Origin of the sequence: Streptomyces sp. NPDC014995 (assembly GCF_043080745.1) — a bacterium.
GTDB lineage: Bacteria > Actinomycetota > Actinomycetes > Streptomycetales > Streptomycetaceae > Streptomyces.
Genome location: NZ_JBIBVX010000001.1, coordinates 564836 through 583269, shown reverse-complemented (window position 1 = coordinate 583269; position 18434 = coordinate 564836). Strand labels below are relative to the sequence as shown.

Sequence of the window (18434 nt, the reverse complement as noted above, 5' to 3'; positions counted from 1 at the left end):
CTCCGGCTGCCGACCCGACGACTCCGAGCACCCCACGCTTGCCTGGACTCACTGCACCGCCCTGCACCGTTGAGCCATCACGAACACCTCGGACGATCGCGAGCCGCCGGTCACTGGAGAGTGCTTGATCAGATCCCGCAGCGTCTCGCGCACCCTCGGATTGTTGCGTACGAGCTGCGGCGACGTGCGCTCAGCCATGCGCAGCTCTGCGAACGCCTCATCACCCCGCCCGCTGAGCGACAGGGCGCGTGCGAAGTCGATGCGGTGCGAAACGCTGCGTTCCTGCGGCATGTGGTCGACGTTGATCCGGCCGTGTTCCACCACATACGACACGTTGTCGAGGTCCAGCTCAACCGACAGACGGTGTAGCAGGACGTTCGTGGGTCCGAAGCCGGTCTGCCAGTAGTTCTCATCCGAGCCGAGATCATCCGCGAGTGCCTCGGCTCGATCCAACAGGCTGGTTGCAGTGGGCCGGTCCTGGTGGCGGGCCGCAGCGACAGCGGCCCTTAGGTGGATCATCCCCAGCAGACTCAGTGCCGCAGGGTCGTTGTCGGTCACCTGAGACGAGAGCCATGCGGCGGCCGTGTTCCCCAGCTCCAACGCGTCGTCGTACCTGCCGTTGGCCAGCAGAGCGTGTGTGCCGGACCGTGCGGCGGACGCCAACACCAGCGGGTCGTCAGACTCGTCTGCGGCACGCATGGCGCGCTCGGCAGCGAGCCACGAGATGTCCGATTCGCCGATCTTCGCAAGGGTTGTTGCTGCGAGGTGGTGGGTACGGGCCGACACTGCCCAGCAGTCGCCACGGTCCTCACCACGCCGTGCGGCTCGCTCCTCCAGCTCTTGTGCAGTCTGGAGGAGTGCGGGAAGTGCGGCGATGACGCTGCCGAGCCGCCCACCCTGGTAGTCGTTCCATGCCTGCTCCACACGCACGGCCACAGGTGCTGGTGTGGGGAGCTGCACCTCAGCCTCGGGGCCGAAGAGCAGACGAGACAGCCGGCGCGGGCTCATAAGCGCGTCGCGCACGGCCGGAACGTCGTCCTGCTGCTTCCCGTCCTCCATGAGCACGGTCTGACCGAGCAGGTCCCCCAGGGGCACGCGCAGGATGCGCGACAGCTCCGCGAGCATGTCGATCCGGGGAGGCTTCCGACGCCCCGTCTCGATCTTTGCCAACCAGTCAGTGCTGCGCCCGACCAGGCCAGCGAGCACCTCTTGCGTGTAGCCGCGACGCTTCCGGTAGAAGGCGATGCGTTCACCGATGCTGAGGTGATCTCCAAGGCCACGCATTACGTGCTGCCTCCTGCGGGTTGTAGGGGCCCGTCTCACGGTACATAGCCGGTGAGGGGGCAGGTAGTCGGCTTTGCCCGTTGCCGGGCCAGAGCAAGTGTGAGCGCCTCATGTTGAAGGGACCCAGACACAGTGTCCGGGTCCCTTCACTACGCGTCACAAGAGTCGTTCATGTCGCACACCACCCGTGCGACTGCACGCATCCGCATGCATTGGGACAGGGAAACGAGGGTCCCTGCCCGCGATGGATTACGGCCGCGACCCCGTCATGAAGTCTGACGGAGGCCACCCATTCCAGTTTCTGCATTTATGGCATAAACGCCATCAGAGCTACATAGGTATATCATTCCATTAGCGACGGTCACCTTAGAGGAAATCTGGCTCCGCGCCTTGCGGCTCCACTCCCATCCCCCATCCTCCAGTCGCAAGGCATAGACGTATCCTGCCATGGTTCCCACGTAGAGCATGTCATTTGACACTGTTGGGGCGTTAAGGGGGCCGACCCCGCCATGTACTGGATATATCCACCGAGAATTTCCGTCGACCAAGTCGACCGCATGTACATACTCTCGATCATTGGCGATGTAGCATACCCCGTCATGAATAGTGGGGGAGCAGAACGTTCCAAACGATTTGATCCGCCAGTGCAATTCGCCACTCTCGGCATCGATAGCATAGATACCGTCGGACATGCTCACGGCAATGACTACTCCGTTGGCGGCCGCAAGGGGAGAGCGTATGGAACCGTTCGTCTTATACCGCCAAAGCTCTCTTCCTTTGCTGGTCTCTAGGGCATGAATGATACCGTTTTCACTACCGACGTAGAGCCTCTTTCCGAGTACTTTGGGTGGACTCAAAAAGCGATTTCCTACCTGCTGCTTCCATCGGCATCTCTTCGCCCCTGCGCCAATTGCGAAAACTGTTCCGTTTGAACCTGTGACGTAGAGGGCATTTCCTGCGAGCTCCGGGGAGGTCTCAATCGGCACGTTGATCTCATGGGTCCAAGTCACCATCCCATTTGACATGGAGAGACCGAATATGCCGCCAGACTTCCAGCGGGCGGGACTCAAAGACATATAGACCATGTCTCGTAGAGTGATCGGGGGTGAGATTTGGCTTGGCCACCTCTGGCTGCTCCAACGTAGTCGCCCCGTTGCGGCATCCAAGGCGTAAACGCGGTTATCTCTGCTCGCGACATACACGGATTCATCAGTTGCGGCTGGCGAACCCAAAATAGTACCCCACATCGTATTGCCCGTTCTGAACCCCCAGGGTTTGTACTTCGATTTCGGCGCGGGTGAGGCTTTAGTGCGCGCAATCGGCGCTCTGCTTATCGGCTTGCCCAACTTCTTGAGGATCAGACCTTTAAGCTCATCCGGCGTGGTTGAGCGCAAATCGATAAACCCCATCGTCTCTCGCAAGCCTGGAATTTTGGTATCATCGAAACGCGCCGGCAATATATACTCTGACACTTCTCGAATTGCCCTCGCCTGTGCGGATTTTCGTTCGTGATTCGTCCAGATTTTTTTCCGATATTCGGTTGAGACGAAGATTACGCAGTACCTTGACGCCTCGCGGTAGATGTGATCGAGATGTTCGTAGAGATCTTTTCCCCAGAGCTCAGCAGTCTCGTCAGTGTCGTAAAAGACTCTCACCCCCATTTTGGTGAGGCCATCGGCGACCTCTCGTACGTACGGCCTCTGCTCACCCGCAAATGAGAAGCAGACGTCATACTCGTACGCATCGCGTTTCGCACCCACTCCTCAAGACTAGGACGCGCGCCAGTCCGCTGCCATTTGAAGCGTCGCGACATAGTCAGGCGGGGCCAAGGCAGGGTTAATCGAGGTCCGAGTCAAAGCAGTCCCGAAGACACTGATGGAACGAGTAGAGCGACGATAGGAGGCCAGGTCGCTGTACGTCTGATCGCACTCGGGACGAACGAAGAGGTCAGCGATTGCGGTGCCGCCGGGCCGTCTGTGGGCCGTCGAAGGGTGGCCCACAGCGACCAACAACGACCGATGACGACCGTCCGATCACAGGCCAGCGCTGCGCCCACGTCGATCGCGTGAGGTCGCTCCGGACTGACGTCACTTCCTGCGCAACAAGCGCCAGGAGTGGGAGGAGTACCGCAGCGAGGTCACGGCCTTCGAGCTGCGGAAGAACCTGCCGGTGCTGTAGGCGCGGGCAGGGGCGGATGTCCGCTGGAGCGACACGCGGGGCCGACGGTCAGGGGACCGTCGGCCCTGTTTTCCATCGACGGTCGTCCCGACGTTCGTATCGATGACTCCGGCCCGTGTGTGGCCCGTGTGTGGGCCGTGCGCGCGCGTGGTCGTGCCCTCCGAGTGCTGCCTCGACTCCCGGCTTCGTGCGCCGGGGCTCACCACGGCCGGCACGTGCGGCGGATCGTGCGGTGGACCGCGGCGGGGCGGCCACTCATCGCCGCCCACCCCGGCGCTTCCCCCGGGCTCTGCGGTTAGGCTCGAGCCGTACGACCTTGATCGGAGTCGAGGAGGCCGGGATGACAGGGCCGGGGCGCAGGAGCAGTACCTTCACACGGCTGCTGCGGCACGGTTTCACCGATCCCTCCGCCGCTGAGCGGCTCCTCGAGAGCACCGAGCTCTCCCCGGTGCGCAACGATCCCGTGCTGCTGGAGGCCCTGGGGCGGACCGCTGACCCCGATCTCGCGCTGCACGGGCTGGTGCGGTTGCTGGAGGCGCAGCCGGAGGTCACCTCGCGGCGGCGGCTGCTCGACACGGTCATAGCGGCCAAGCCGTTGCGGGACCGGTTGCTCGGGGTGCTCGGGGCGTCCGCCGCCCTCGCCGATCACCTCGCCCGGCATCCACGGGACTGGGAGGCGCTCGTCACGTACGAGCCCCGCGACCTCCATCCCGGGGTGGAGGAGTTCGAGCGGGGGCTCGCCGAGGCCACCGATCCGGTGTCGTTGCGTGTCGCCTACCGGCGGTGTCTGCTGTCCATCGCCGCTCGGGACGTCTGCGGGACCACCGACGTCGCCGAGACCGCCGCCGAGCTCGCCGATCTCGCCACGGCCACCCTGCGGGCCGCGCTCGGTATCGCGTGCGCCGCGGCGCCCGACGACGCGGCCCTGTGCCGGCTCGCCGTCATCGCGATGGGCAAGTGCGGAGGGCACGAGCTGAACTACGTGTCGGACGTCGACGTCATCTTCGTGGGGGAGGCCGTCGAAGGCGCCGATGAGGGCAAGGCCCTGCGGGCCGCCACCAAGCTCGCCTCGCACATGATGAGGATCTGTTCCGAGACCACGGTCGAGGGCTCCATCTGGCCCGTCGACGCCAACCTGCGGCCCGAGGGGCGCAACGGTCCGCTGGTGCGGACGCTGAGCAGTCACCTGGTCTACTACCAGCGGTGGGCCAAGACCTGGGAGTTCCAAGCGTTGTTGAAGGCCCGGCCGGTCGCCGGGGACCTCGCCCTGGGAGAGGCGTACGTCGCCGCCGTCGAGCCGCTCGTGTGGCAGGCCGCCGAGCGGGAGAACTTCGTCGCCGACGTGCAGAAGATGCGGCGGCGGGTCGTCGAGAACATCCCAGCCGCCGAGGTCGAACGGGAGCTGAAGCTCGGGCCCGGCGGGTTGCGGGACGTCGAGTTCGCCGTGCAGTTGCTGCAACTGGTGCACGGGCGGGCCGACGCGTCCCTGCGCAGTGGTACGACGCTGGACGCCTTGCAGGCGCTGGCCGCGGGCGGGTACGTGGGGCGGGCCGACGCCGTGCAGCTCGATCAGGCGTACCGGTTCCTGCGGTCGATGGAGCACCGGATCCAGCTGTACCGGCTGCGGCGGACCCACCTCGTTCCCGAGGGCGAGGCCGACCAGCGGCGGCTCGGACGGTCGTTGGGGTTGCGTGCCGAACCCGTGGGCGAGCTGAACCGGGAATGGAAGCGGCACGCCGCCGTGGTGCGGCGGTTGCACGAGAAGCTGTTCTACCGGCCGTTGCTGGACGCGGTCGCCCAACTCCCGTCCGGTGAGGCGAGGCTGAGCAGCGAGGCGGCTCGGGAGCGGCTGGTCGCGCTCGGGTACGCCGATCCCGCGTCGGCGTTGCGGCATCTGGAGGCGTTGGCCTCCGGGGTGACGCGGAAGGCGGCCATCCAGCGGACGCTGCTGCCCGTGCTGCTCGGATGGTTCGCCGATTCCGCCGATCCGGACGCCGGGCTGCTCAACTTCCGCAAGGTGTCGGACGCGCTGGGGAAGACGCCCTGGTATCTGCGGTTGCTCCGGGACGAGGGGGCCGCGGCGGAGAACCTCGCGCGGGTGCTGTCCGCCGGGCGGCTCGCTCCCGATCTGCTGATGCGTGCGCCCGAGGCGGTCGCCCTGCTCGGCGACGGAGACGGTGGTGGGCTGTATCCGCGGGGGCGGGCTCATCTGGAGCAGGAGATCCTCGCGGCGGTCGGGCGGGCGGAGGGGGCCGTGCAGGCGGTCACCGCCGCGCGGGGCGTGCGGCGGCGGGAGCTGTTCCGTACGGCCGCCGCGGACATCGTGGGCTCGTACGGGACGGAGGCCCAGCCGGCCGAGGCCGACCAGGGTGCGCTGGTCGATCTGGTGGGGGGCGCGGTGTCCGATCTGACCGCGGCGACGCTTGCCGGCACGCTGCGTGCCGTCGTACGGGAAGGGTGGGGCGACACCCTGCCCACCCGTTTCGCGATCATCGGCATGGGGCGGTTCGGGGGACACGAGCTGGGCTACGGGTCCGACGCCGACGTGCTGTTCGTGCACGAGCCGTGGGAGGGCGTCGACGAGCAGGAGGCCGCTCGGGCCGCCAACGCCGTGGTGTCGGAGGTGCGGCGGCTGCTCCAGATCCCGAGTGCCGATCCGCCGTTGCTCGTCGACGCGGATCTGCGGCCGGAGGGGAAGTCCGGGCCGCTCGTACGGACGCTGAAGTCCTACGAGGCCTACTACCGGCGGTGGTCGCTGGTGTGGGAGTCGCAGGCGTTGCTGCGCGCCGAACCCGTCGCCGGGGACGAGGAGTTGGGGCGGCGGTTCGTCGAGCTGATCGATCCCCTGCGGTACCCGGAGGCGGGGCTGGGGAGCGATGCCGTGCGGGAGATCCGGCGGTTGAAGGCGCGGATGGAGTCGGAGCGGCTGCCTCGCGGGGCGGACCCGAAGCTGCACACCAAGCTGGGGCCCGGTGGGCTGTCCGACGTGGAGTGGACCGTGCAGCTGTTGCAGATGCGGCACGGGTCCGAGGTGCCGGGGCTGCGGACCACGCGTACGCGCGGTGCGCTCGCCGCGGCGCGGGAGGCCGGGCTGCTGTCGGAGGAGGACGTCGCGACCCTCGACGAGGCCTGGGTGCTGGCCACGCGGGTGCGGAACGCGGTGATGCTGGTTCGGGGGCGGGCCGGGGACACGTTTCCCTCGGACGGTCGGGAGCTGGCCGCCGTGGGGCGGTACCTGGGGTACGGGCCCGGGCACGTCGGGGACATGCTCGACGACTATCGGCGCACCGCTCGGCGGGCCCGGGGGGTCGTTGACGAGTTGTTCTACGGGGGGTAGGCCCCCTCCCAGCGCCTCGGTCACCTGGGTCACCTGGGGCACCTGGCTCGCCTCGGTCACCTGGGTCGCCCTGGTGGCCTCGTGCGGCTCGGTTCGTTGCCTCCGCAGGTCGCCGTCCTGGAGAAGGAGGCCGGGGCAGAGCTGCTCGAGCGGGTGGGGCGGGGGGTGCGGCCCACGGCTGCCGGGCCGCTGCTCACCGGGTACGCCGATGCCATCGGGCGGCCGGTCGCCGAGGCGGAGGCCTGGCCGATCCGGTGGCGGGGCGTACCGGGCGGTTGGCCGTACGGTACTTCGCCACCGCCGGGGCCGGGCCGGCGGCTCCCGCCGTGGTGCGGGTGCGGGTGCGGGTGCGGGTGCGGGAGGAGCGTCCGGGCGTGCGGGTCGAGCTGGGGCTCGCCGGGCCCGGCGACGCGCCGGCGGACGCGAGGGAGCGGCGGGCCGGTCTCGCCCTGCTGGTGCGGGCGGGGGCGGGTGAGGGCCTGCGGCTGGTGCGGCTGCGGGACGATCCCTGCCTCGCCGTGCTGCCCCGGGGCATCGGCTCGCCGCGCGGCGGAGTGTGCGGCTGGGGGGAGCCGGCCGAGGAGGTGTGGGTCGGGAGGGAGTGGCCCGGGCCCTGTCTCGACGCTCCACTCGACGCGTGCGCTCACGCCGGGTTCCGGCCGCGGTGCGTCGTCGGGAGCGAGGACTGCGTGACCGCTCCGGGGCTCGTCGCCGCCGGAACGGGCGTGGCTCTCATTCCCCGGCTGGGGCTCGGCAGCCGGCACCCGGGGGTCGTCGTACGGGAAGTGCGTGACCCGGTGCCGGTGCGGGGCATTCAGGCGGCGGTGCGGGAGAGCGCCCCCGCGCAACCTGTCGTGGAGTTCTTCATCGAGGTGCTGCGGGCAGCCGCCGAAGCGTGGGTCTCATGCCTTCGTGGGCAGCGGGACGCCGGGGCGCCCTCGGGCGGACACCAGCTTCGGCAGGGCGTACGGCAGTGCTCCGTACCAGACCATCGCCACCGTGAAGCCGAAGGTCAGGCAGAGGACGCCGCCCACCGCGTCCAGCCAGAAGTGGTTGGCCGTGGCGACGATGACCACCAGGGTGGCCGCCGGGTAGAGCACGCCGAGCACGCGGACCCAGGGGACCGTGGCCAGGGCGTAGATCGTCAGGCCGCACCACAGGGACCAGCCGATGTGCATGGACGGCATCGCGGCGTACTGGTTCGACATGTTCTTCAGGTCGCCGGAGGCCATCGAACCCCAGGTCTGGTGGACCACGACCGTGTCGACGAAGTGGCCGCCGTTCATCAGGCGCGGGGGCGCCAGGGGATACAGGTAGTAACCGACGAGGGCCACTCCCGTGGTGGCGAAGAGGGCCAGGCGGGTGGCCGCGTAGCGGCCGGGGTGGAAGCGGTAGAGCCACACCAGGACACCGAGCGTCACCACGAAGTGCAGGGTGGCGTAGTAGTAGTTCATGCCGATGATGAGCCAAGTCACCGAGTTCACGGCGTGGTTGACCGACTGTTCCACGGCGATGCCCAGCTGGTGTTCGGCCTTCCAGATCCAGTCGGCGTTGCGCAGGGCCTCGGCCTTCTGTTCCGGGACCGCGTTGCGGATCAGGGAGTACGTCCAGTAACTCACCGCGATCAGCAGGATCTCGAACCAGAGGCGGGGGCGGCGCGGAGTGCGCAGGCGGTGCAGCGGCCCCTGACGCGTTCCGGCCGTGACCGCCTGTGGAGTGGCCTCGGTACGGCCTTCCAGTGGCGTCACGGTCGATTCAGTCATGGACACAGAGTCTGCCAGAAAAGCCTTCTGCCCCGATCATCCCCTGGTGCCCTCCCACCCGCATGTTCTCCGCCCGGGAGACCCCTACGGGATACGCCGGGCGCACTGCCCGGACGTGCCCTTCTCCGCCCCGCGGACGACGGCGGTCACCGGGGGGCCGAGGCCGTGGAGCCGCGTACGACGAGTTCCGGCATGAACACGAACTCGCTGTGCGGGGCCGGGGTGCCGCCGATCTCCTCCAGGAGCGTGCGGACCGCCGCCTGGCCCATCGCCGGGACCGGCTTGCGGATCGTGGTCAGGGGCGGGTCGGTGAAGGCGATCAGGGGGGAGTCGTCGAAGCCGACGACCGAGACGTCCCGGGGGACCGCCAGCCCGCGCTGCCGCGCCGCTCGTATCGCGCCCAGGGCCATCATGTCGCTGGCGCACACCACGGCCGTGCAGGCGCGGTCGATCAGGGCCGTCGCGGCCGCCTGGCCGCCCTCCAGGGTGTAGAGGGAGTGCTGGACGAGGTCGGACTCGATCGTCTCCGGGCTCAGGCCCAGCTGGTCCTGGATGGCGCGGACGAAGCCCTCGATCTTGCGCTGGACCGGCACGAAGCGCTTCGGGCCGAGGGCCAGGCCGATGCGGGTGTGGCCCAGGGAGGCGAGGTGGGTGACCGCGAGGGTCATCGCCGCGCGGTCGTCGGGGGAGATGAAGGGGGCCTGGACCTTCGGGGAGAAGCCGTCGACGAGGACGAAGGGGACGCCCTGGGCGCGCAGCTGCTCGTAGCGCTGCATGTCGGCCGTGGTGTCCGCGTGCAGACCGGAGACATAGATGATGCCGGCCACCCCGCGGTCGACCAGCATCTCGGTCAGCTCGTCCTCGGTGGAGCCGCCCGGGGTCTGCGTGGCGAGGACCGGGGTGTAGCCCTGGCGGGTCAGCGCCTGGCCGATGACCTGGGCCAGGGCCGGGAATATCGGGTTCTCCAGCTCGGGCGTGATCAGGCCGACCAGGCCCGCGCTGCGCTGCCGCAGACGGACCGGGCGCTCGTAGCCCAGCACGTCGAGGGCGGCGAGCACGGACTGGCGGGTGGTGGCGGCGACGCCCGGCTTCCCGTTGAGGACGCGGCTGACGGTCGCTTCGCTCACCCCCGCCTGCGCAGCGATGTCGGCAAGCCGTGTGGTCACAGGTGTGGACTGTACCGGCCAGGTGTCACCTTGCACACCAATCGGACGCCGTGGGCGCCCTGGTGTACGGCCCGCCCGGGGCTGCTGCGTCATCGCGCTCCCTCGTGAAAGTGATGGCAAGAGCTTGCAGAGTCTTGCACAACAGGGCCGTGCCCCGCTCTGTAGCCGCTCAACCGCGTCAACAACGGTCTCATGGCGGTTGTCATCAGGTCACGCCCGGATAACTTCGGAGATGTCTTGCACTTTTTTTCTGCAAGGTCTTTCGCGCCACTTACAACGCTGTTACGTTCACGTCGCCCGGCAGCCGCCGCAACGGCGCAGTCGGCAAGTCGACAGGGACGGCGGACGGGACCGCTCCCTGTAGCTACACGGGCTTTCACCCTCAAGGAGAACTCATGCGGCGTGGCATAGCGGCCACCGCGCTGGTGGCGTCCCTCGCCCTCGCGGCGACGGCCTGCGGCGGAAGTGACAGCGGCGACTCGGCCGACGGTCCGGTCACCATCACCTGGTGGGACACCTCCAACGCGACGAACGAGGCGCCGACGTACCAGGCCTTGGTCAAGGAGTTCGAGGCCGCCAACAAGGACATCAAGGTCAAGTACGTCAACGTCCCCTTCGACCAGGCGCAGAACAAGTTCGACACCGCCGCCGGTTCCAAGGGCGCCCCGGACGTGCTGCGCTCCGAGGTCGGCTGGACCCCCGCCTTCGCCAAGAAGGGCTTCTTCCTGCCGCTGGACGGCACCGAGGCCCTCGCCGAGCAGGACAAGTTCAAGTCCAACCTGATCGAGCAGGCCAAGTACGAGGGCAAGACCTACGGCGTGCCGATCGTCACCGACACCCTCGCCCTCGTCTACAACAAGGCGCTCTTCGCCAAGGCCGGCATCACCGCCGCCCCGAAGACCTGGGACGAGCTGAAGACGGCCGCCGCCACCATCAAGGACAAGACCGGCGTCGACGGCTACTGGGGCTCCACCCAGGCCTACTACGCCCAGTCCTTCCTCTACGGCGAGGGCACCGACACCGTCGACGCCGACGCCAAGAAGATCACCGTCAACTCGGCGGAGGCGAAGAAGGCCTACGGCACCTGGCTCGGCCTGTTCGACGGCAAGGGCCTGCACAAGGCCGACACCACCGCCGACGCCTACGCCCACATCCAGGACGCCTTCGTCAACGGCAAGGTCGCCGCGATCGTCCAGGGCCCCTGGGAGATCACGAACTTCTACAAGGGCTCGGCCTTCACGGACAAGAACAACCTCGGCATCGCCACCGTCCCGGCCGGCTCCACCGGCAAGGCGGGCGCCCCGACCGGCGGCCACAACCTGTCCGTCTACGCCGGCTCGGACGAGGCGCACCAGAAGGCCGCGCTGAAGTTCGTCAACTTCATGACCTCCGCGAAGTCCCAGGCGGCCGTCGCGCTGAAGAACTCCACCCTGCCGACGCGCGACGACGCCTACACCGACCAGGTGAAGGCCGACCCGGGCATCGCCGGCTACCAGACCGTGCTGTCCGCCGCCCAGCCGCGCCCGGCCCTGCCGGAGTACAGCTCCCTGTGGGGCCCGCTGGACACCGAGCTGCCCAAGATCGCCGGCGGCAAGGAGTCCCTCGACAAGGGCCTGAGCAACGTCGAGACCGCCATCGCCAAGCTGGTTCCGGACTTCAGCAAGTGAGCCCCGCGTGGCCGTCGGATCACCCTGCTCATGGGGGGAGTGATCCGGCGGCCACCGGCCTGTGCCCGCCCGGCCCAACCCCCTGATCCCCCGCTCTTTCCAGAAGGTGTCGAACCATGACAGTCGCCATCGACCGCGCGACCGGCAAGCGCCGCGGTGAGGCGCCGCGGCCCGGGCTGGGCCGGCGCCTGAGGCACGGCTACCGGAGGCACTGGTACGCCTACGCGATGATCGCCCCGGTGGTCGTCGTCCTCGGCGTGCTCGTGCTGTACCCCCTCGCGTACGGCCTCTACCTCACCCTCACCGACGCCAACAGCCTCAACACGGCCCGCACCATCGGCGTCAACGAGATCGAGGCCACCTACAAGTTCATCGGCCTGGACAACTACGCCGACATCCTGTGGGGCGAGACCGCCTACGACCGCTTCTGGTCGCACTTCGTCTGGACGATCGTGTGGACGGCCGCCTGCGTCGCCCTGCACTACACCATCGGCCTCGGCCTCGCCCTGCTGCTCAACCAGAAGCTGCGCGGCCGCACCTTCTACCGGCTGATCCTCGTCCTGCCCTGGGCCGTGCCCACCTTCGTCACCGTCTTCGGCTGGCGGTTCATGCTCGCCGACGGCGGCATCATCAACTCCGGCCTGGAGGCGCTCCACCTGCCGGCCCCGCTGTGGCTGGAGGACACCTTCTGGCAGCGGTTCGCCGCGATCATGGTCAACACCTGGTGCGGTGTGCCGTTCATGATGGTCTCCCTGCTCGGCGGCCTGCAGTCCATCGACTCCTCCCTCTACGAGGCCGCCGAGATGGACGGCGCGAACGCCTGGCAGCGGTTCCGCTACGTCACCCTGCCGGGCCTGCGGTCGGTCAGCTCCACCGTCGTCCTCCTCGGCATCATCTGGACCTTCAACCAGTTCGCCGTGATCTTCCTGCTGTTCGGCAACACGGCCCCCGACGCGCAGATCCTCGTCACCTGGGCGTACTACCTCGGCTTCGGACAGCAGCCGCGTGACTTCGCTCAGTCGGCCGCCTACGGCATCCTGCTGCTGGCCATCCTGATCGTCTTCACCTCGTTCTACCGCCGCTGGCTGAACCGCAACGAGCAGCAGCTCGCGATCTGAGGCAGGAGTTCCCATGAGTACCACCACCGCCGAGACCTCCGCCGACGTGACCCGGCACGGCTCCGCCGGCACCCCCGGGAAGACCCGGGGCCGTGGGAAGCGCGGACCCCTCGCCGCCCTCGCCTCCCACGGCGTCCTGACCGTCGCGAGCCTCATCGCGCTCTTCCCGATCGCCTGGCTGGTCTTCCTCTCCCTCGGCCCGGACAAGGACGACTACCTCCACCCCGGACGCATCTGGTCCAAGATGACGTTCGACAACTACTCGTTCGTCCTCCAGGACACGAACTTCTTCGACTGGCTGAAGAGTTCGCTGATCGTGTCGCTGGGCACCACGGTCATCGGCGTACTGATCGCCGCCACCACCGGCTACGCCGTGTCCCGCATGCGCTTCCCCGGCTACCGGAAGTTCATGTGGGTGCTGCTGGTCACCCAGATGTTCCCGATCGCCGTCCTGATCGTGCCGATGTACCAGATCCTGTCGGAGCTCCAGCTCATCGACACCTACCTCGGCCTGATCCTCGTCTACTGCTCGACCGCGGTGCCCTACTGCGCCTGGCTGCTCAAGGGCTACTTCGACACCATCCCGTTCGAGATCGACGAGGCCGGGCGCGTCGACGGCCTGACCCCCTTCGGCACCTTCGCGCGGCTGATCCTGCCGCTCGCCAAGCCGGGCCTCGCGGTCGCCGCGTTCTACAGCTTCATCACGGCCTTCGGCGAGGTCGCCTTCGCGACGACCTTCCTGCTCGACGACCAGAAGTACACGCTCGCCGTCGGCCTGCAGAGCTTCGTCAGCGAGCACGACGCCCAGCGCAACCTCATGGCCGCCACCGCGGTGCTGATCGCGATACCCGTCTCCGCGTTCTTCTACCTCGTGCAGAAGAACCTGGTGACCGGCCTGACCGCAGGCGGAACGAAGGGCTGAGCCCTCCCGTCGAGAGACTCCCGCGCCCCTGACGGCGCGGGTGGCGGCCGCGGTGTCCATCCGACCCCGCCGGCACCGCGGCCGCCTGATCACCTCACCCGCCGCCGCACCCCAAGACCATGACCGCAACCCCCTTACGTACCAAGGACGCCATGAGCCAGCAGCACTCCGCCGCCCCGGCCCCCACCTCCCGGCCCGCCTCCGCCGTCGCCACCGTCGCCAAGCACCGCGACTGGTGGCGGGACGCGGTGATCTACCAGGTGTATCCGCGCAGCTTCGCCGACAGCAACGGCGACGGCATGGGTGACCTGGAAGGCGTACGCTCCCGCCTCCCGTACCTGCGCGACCTCGGCGTCGACGCCGTGTGGCTCAGCCCCTTCTACGCCTCCCCGCAGGCCGACGCCGGCTACGACGTCGCCGACTACCGGGCCGTCGACCCGATGTTCGGCAACCTCCTCGACGCCGACGCGCTGATCCGCGACGCCCACGACCTGGGCCTGAGGATCATCGTCGACCTCGTCCCCAACCACTCCTCCGACCAGCACGAGTGGTTCAGGCGGGCGGTCGCGGAGGGCCCCGGCTCCCCGCTGCGGGAGCGCTACCACTTCCGCCCGGGCAAGGGGAAGAAGGGCGAACTGCCGCCCAACGACTGGGAGTCGATCTTCGGCGGTCCGGCCTGGACCCGGGTCACGGAGCCCGACGGCACGCCCGGCGAGTGGTACCTGCACCTGTTCGCCCCCGAGCAGCCCGACTTCAACTGGGAACACCCGGCGGTCGGCGACGAGTTCCGCTCCATCCTGCGGTTCTGGCTCGACATGGGCGTCGACGGATTCCGTATCGACGTCGCCCACGGCCTGGTCAAGGCGGCGGGGCTTCCCGACCTCGGCGCCCACGACCAGCTCAAACTGCTGGGCAACGATGTCATGCCGTTCTTCGACCAGGACGGCGTGCACGAGATCTACCGGCAGTGGCGCCGCGTCCTCGACGAGTACGCCGGCGACCGCGTCTTCGTGGCGGAGGCCTGGACCCCGACCGTCGAGCGCACCGCCAACTACGTCCGCCCCGACGAGCTGCACCAGGCCTTCAACTTCCAGTACCTCAGCACGGAGTGGGACGCCGAGGAACTGCGCCAGGTCGTCGACCGCACCCTGGAGGCGATGCGCCCCGTCGGCGCCCCCGCCACCTGGGTCCTGTCCAACCACGACGTGACCCGGCACGCCACCCGCTTCGCCAACCCGCCCGGCCTCGGTACGCAGATCCGCACCGCCGGCGACCGCGAACTGGGCCTGCGCCGGGCGCGGGCGGCCACCCTGCTGATGCTGGCGCTGCCCGGCTCGGCCTACGTCTACCAGGGCGAGGAGCTGGGCCTCCCGGACGTCGTCGACCTGCCCGACGAGGTGCGCCAGGACCCGGCGTACTTCCGCGGCGCGGGCCAGGACGGCTTCCGCGACGGCTGCCGCGTCCCGATCCCGTGGACGCGTGAGGGCTCGTCGTACGGCTTCGGCAGCGGGGGCAGCTGGCTGCCGCAGCCGGAGGGCTGGGGCGAACTGAGCGTCGAGGCGCAGGACGGCGTGCCGGGTTCCACGCTGGAGCTGTACCGCTCGGCGCTCGCCGTCCGCCGGGCCCAGCCGGACCTCGGCGCGGGCGACTCCGTGGAGTGGCTGCGCGCCCCCGAGGGCGTCCTGGCCTTCCGGCGCGGGGAGTTCGTGTGCGTCGCCAACACCACCGGCGAGTCGGTGACGACCCCGGCGTACGGCCGTGTCCTGCTCGCCAGCGGTGAGCTGACCGAGGCGGACGGCGAGGCGAAGGTGCCGGCGGACACGACGGTCTGGTTCACCGCGGACTGATTGGGGACCGCGCTCGGTCCGGGGACCGCGCTCGGTCCGGCGCGGACCGAGCGCGCCCTGACGGCCCTTCGCAAGTTCTTGCATCAACTTCACACGGCCCGCTGCCTTTTCAGGCGGCGGGCCTTTAACATCTGCGTCACCGCAAGTTTGCTGAAAGATTTCAGCAAGCGCCTTCACCGTCGAAGGAACCCCACATGGCTCGCAGAAGATCAGTTTCTTCGGGCGCTCTCGCCCTCTCCCTCGCCGCGACGGCGGCCGTCCTCGCCGCCCCCGGCACCGCCCACGCCTCCCCGCCCGGCACCAAGGACGTCACCGCCGTCCTCTTCGAGTGGAACTTCGCCTCGGTCGCCAAGGAGTGCACCACCACCCTCGGCCCGGCCGGCTACGGATACGTCCAGGTCTCCCCGCCCGCCGAGCACATACAGGGCGCGCAGTGGTGGACGTCGTACCAGCCGGTCAGCTACAGGATCGCGGGCCGGCTGGGCGACCGTACGGCCTTCCGGGACATGGTGAACACCTGCCACGCGGCCGGCGTGAAGGTCGTCGTCGACACCGTCGTCAACCACATGTCGGCGGGCGGCGGCACCGGCACCGGCGGCTCGTCGTACACCAAGTACGCCTACCCCGGCCTGTACTCCTCCTACGACTTCGACGACTGCACGAGCCAGATCACCAACTACGCCGACCGCTGGAACGTCCAGCGCTGCGAGCTGGTGGGCCTGGCCGACCTGGACACGGGGGAGAACTACGTCCGGTCGGCCATCGCCGGCTACCTGAACGACCTGCTCTCCCTCGGCGTCGACGGCTTCCGCATCGACGCGGCCAAGCACATCGACACCGCCGACCTCGCCAACATCAAGTCCCGTCTGACCAACCCGAACGCGTACTGGAAGCAGGAGGTCATCTACGGCAGCGGGGAGGCCGTGCAGCCCACCGAGTACACGGGCAACGGCGATGTGCAGGAGTTCCGGTACGCGTACGACCTCAAGCGGGTCTTCAACAACGAGAACCTCGCCTACCTCAAGAACTACGGCGAGGGCTGGGGCTACCTGAGCGGCGGCGTCTCCGGTGTCTTCGTCGACAACCACGACACCGAGCGCAACGGCTCCACCCTGAACTACAAGGACGGCGCGAACTACACCCTCGCCAACGTCTTCATGCTCGCGTGGCCCTACGGCGCCCCGGACGTCAACTCCGGCTACGAGTGGTCCGACATCGACGCCGGGCCGCCCAACGGCGGCGCCGTGAGCGCCTGTTGGCAGAACGGCTGGAAGTGCCAGCACGCCTGGCCGGAGATCAGGTCCATGGTCGCCTTCCGCAACGCCACCCGCGGCGAGTCCGTGACCAACTGGTGGGACAACGGCGGCGACGCGATCGCCTTCGGGCGGGGCGCCAAGGGGTACGTGGCCATCAACCACGAGGCGGGCTCCCTGAGCCGCACGTACCAGACCTCGCTGCCGGCGGGGACCTACTGCAACGTGCAGAACAACACCACGGTGACGGTGAACTCCAGCGGGCAGTTCACGGCCACCCTCGGTGCCAACACGGCCCTGGCGATCCACGCGGGCAAGTCGAGCTGCTGAGCCGCCGGTGCCGCTCCGCGTGACCGCGCATGGTACGTCCGGCCATGCGCGGTACGCGAGGGGTTGACGCCTCCGGAGCCCCGCCCTACGTTCCGCAGCAGTATGGGAGCGCTCCCACGATTGGGCGGATCATGTTTGAGCGAATCGCGTTGCGCAGACTCCGACAGTGGACGGTGACGTCCTCGGCGGCCCTGCTCGCCCTCACCGGCACCACCGCGGCCACCTTGCCGGAGGCCCCGCAGGCCAGAGCGGCGACCACGGCCACGATCAACGGCTCGACCATCCTCCAGCCCATCGACGGCTTCGGATTCTCCGAGCACTTCGGGCGGGCGAACATCATGCGCGGCTCTCAGGGCCTGCCCGCGGCACGCCAACGGGAGTTGCTGGACCTGCTGCTGAGCCCCACCACCGGTGCCGGCCTGAGCATCCTGCGCCTCGGCATCGACTCGGGCATCCAGCCGACCGACCCCGGCGGGCCGAACGCCACCCCCGAGTACGTCTGGGACCGCGACGACAAGGGCCAGGTCTGGCTCGCCCAGCAGGCCAAGGCGTACGGCGTGACCCGCTTCTACGCCGACGCCTGGACCGCGCCCGGCTATATGAAGACCAACGGCACCGACGCCGACGGCGGCACCCTCTGCGGCCTCGCGGGCGCCACCTGCGCGAGCGGCGACTGGCGGCGGGCGTACGCGAACTACCTGGTCCAGTACGCGAGGTTCTACGCGCAGGAGGGCATCCGGGTCACGGACCTCGGCTTCACCAACGAGCCCGACTGGACCGCCACCTACGACTCCATGCGGCTCACTCCCGCCCAGGCGGTCGAGTTCACCAAGGTCTTCGGTCCGCTCGCCAACGCGGCCGGACACAAGGTCGTCTGCTGCGACTCCTTCGGCTGGAACCAGCAGAAGACCTACAGCAGCGCCCTCGAGGCGGACGCGACGGCCCGCGGCCTGGTCGCCACCCACGCCGGCCACACCTACGCCAGCCCGGTCGACGCGCCCCTGCCGACCGGGAAGCGGACCTGGATGTCGGAGTGGTCGCCCAACGGCACCACCTGGAATGAGAACTGGGACGACGGCAGCGGCTACGACGGCTTCACCGTCGCCTCCGCCGTCCACGACGCCCTGACCAAGGGCAACGTCAACGGCTACATCTACTGGTACGGGGCCTCCACCGGCGCGACCCGAGGTTTGATCCAGATGGACGGCACCACCTTCCACGTCTCCAAGAGGCTCTGGGCGATCGCCAACTACAGCCGCTTCGTCCGGCCCGGCGCCACCCGGATCGGCGCCACCACACCCGACCCGAACCTCAAGCTGTCGGCGTTCCGCAACACCGACGGATCCGTGACGGTCGTCGCCCTCAACGCCGCGACCGGCGCCACCCAGGTCTCGTACAGCCTGCGGAACACCGGGATCACCACCGGGACGGCCACCCCGTACCTGACCGACGGCACCCACGACACGGCCCGGCAGGCCGCCGTGGCGGTCGGCGGGAGCACGCTGAACGCCACGGTCCCGGCCCGGTCCCTGGTCACCTACACCATCAAGCGATAGGAGTCGCGATGCG

Annotated in this window: 10 protein-coding genes and 3 pseudogenes; 9 read left to right on the top strand and 4 right to left on the bottom strand. The window is 68.8% G+C overall.

Translation table 11 applies throughout. The features are described 5' to 3' along the window. Positions 1–48 precede the first annotated feature (48 nt). Positions 49–1284, bottom strand: a complete 1236-nt coding sequence (locus ACF1A1_RS02605) for a helix-turn-helix domain-containing protein (RefSeq protein WP_391644646.1) — start codon at positions 1282–1284, stop codon at positions 49–51. A 266-nt stretch (positions 1285–1550) separates the two neighbouring features. Further along, the gene (locus tag ACF1A1_RS02600; RefSeq protein ID WP_391644644.1) at positions 1551–3044 is read right to left on the bottom strand and encodes a PQQ-binding-like beta-propeller repeat protein; all 1494 of its coding nucleotides are present in this window, start codon (positions 3042–3044) and stop codon (positions 1551–1553) included. Between the two features lie 331 nt (positions 3045–3375). Here ACF1A1_RS02600 and ACF1A1_RS02595 point away from each other — a divergent pair. The 3 genes and pseudogenes from ACF1A1_RS02595 to ACF1A1_RS02585 form a co-directional block, all read left to right on the top strand. Further along, positions 3376–3462, top strand: a pseudogene (locus ACF1A1_RS02595) (glutamine synthetase); the annotation flags it as partial. Positions 3463–3802: 340 nt separating this feature from the next. After that, a complete protein-coding gene (locus tag ACF1A1_RS02590) occupies positions 3803–6799 on the top strand; it encodes a bifunctional [glutamine synthetase] adenylyltransferase/[glutamine synthetase]-adenylyl-L-tyrosine phosphorylase (protein ID WP_391644642.1) in 2997 nt (998 codons plus the stop codon). A 254-nt stretch (positions 6800–7053) separates the two neighbouring features. Beyond that, a pseudogene (locus tag ACF1A1_RS02585) lies at positions 7054–7629 on the top strand (LysR substrate-binding domain-containing protein); the annotation flags it as partial. A gap of 72 nt (positions 7630–7701) precedes the next feature. On the opposite strand, the gene ACF1A1_RS02580 reads toward ACF1A1_RS02585, so the two are convergent. Both ACF1A1_RS02580 and ACF1A1_RS02575 read right to left on the bottom strand, forming a co-directional pair. Beyond that, on the bottom strand, positions 7702–8562 hold the full coding sequence (locus tag ACF1A1_RS02580) for a phosphatase PAP2 family protein (RefSeq protein ID WP_391644640.1): 861 nt from the start codon (positions 8560–8562) through the stop codon (positions 7702–7704). Between the two features lie 133 nt (positions 8563–8695). After that, positions 8696–9728: pseudogene (locus ACF1A1_RS02575) on the bottom strand (LacI family DNA-binding transcriptional regulator); the annotation flags it as partial. Positions 9729–10123: 395 nt separating this feature from the next. Here ACF1A1_RS02575 and ACF1A1_RS02570 point away from each other — a divergent pair. The 6 genes from ACF1A1_RS02570 to ACF1A1_RS02545 all read left to right on the top strand — a co-directional run bounded on the left by ACF1A1_RS02570 (position 10124) and on the right by ACF1A1_RS02545 (position 18421). Continuing rightward, positions 10124–11395, top strand: coding sequence for an extracellular solute-binding protein (locus ACF1A1_RS02570; RefSeq protein ID WP_391644638.1), 1272 nt, complete (start codon positions 10124–10126; stop codon positions 11393–11395). A 116-nt stretch (positions 11396–11511) separates the two neighbouring features. Beyond that, complete coding sequence (locus tag ACF1A1_RS02565; RefSeq protein WP_391644636.1) at positions 11512–12513, top strand: carbohydrate ABC transporter permease; 1002 nt, start codon at positions 11512–11514, stop codon at positions 12511–12513. A 13-nt stretch (positions 12514–12526) separates the two neighbouring features. Beyond that, a complete protein-coding gene (locus tag ACF1A1_RS02560; protein ID WP_391644634.1) occupies positions 12527–13435 on the top strand; it encodes a sugar ABC transporter permease in 909 nt (302 codons plus the stop codon). A gap of 152 nt (positions 13436–13587) precedes the next feature. After that, positions 13588–15282 carry a glycoside hydrolase family 13 protein gene (locus ACF1A1_RS02555; RefSeq protein WP_391644632.1) on the top strand — a complete coding sequence of 565 codons (1695 nt, stop codon included), beginning with the start codon at positions 13588–13590 and terminating at the stop codon, positions 15280–15282. Between the two features lie 194 nt (positions 15283–15476). Then, entirely contained in the window at positions 15477–16865 is a 1389-nt protein-coding gene (locus ACF1A1_RS02550) for an alpha-amylase family protein (RefSeq protein ID WP_391644630.1), read from the top strand. 131 nt (positions 16866–16996) lie between these two features. Next, positions 16997–18421, top strand: a complete 1425-nt coding sequence (locus tag ACF1A1_RS02545; RefSeq protein ID WP_391644628.1) for a glycoside hydrolase family 30 beta sandwich domain-containing protein — start codon at positions 16997–16999, stop codon at positions 18419–18421. Positions 18422–18434: the final 13 nt, after the last annotated feature.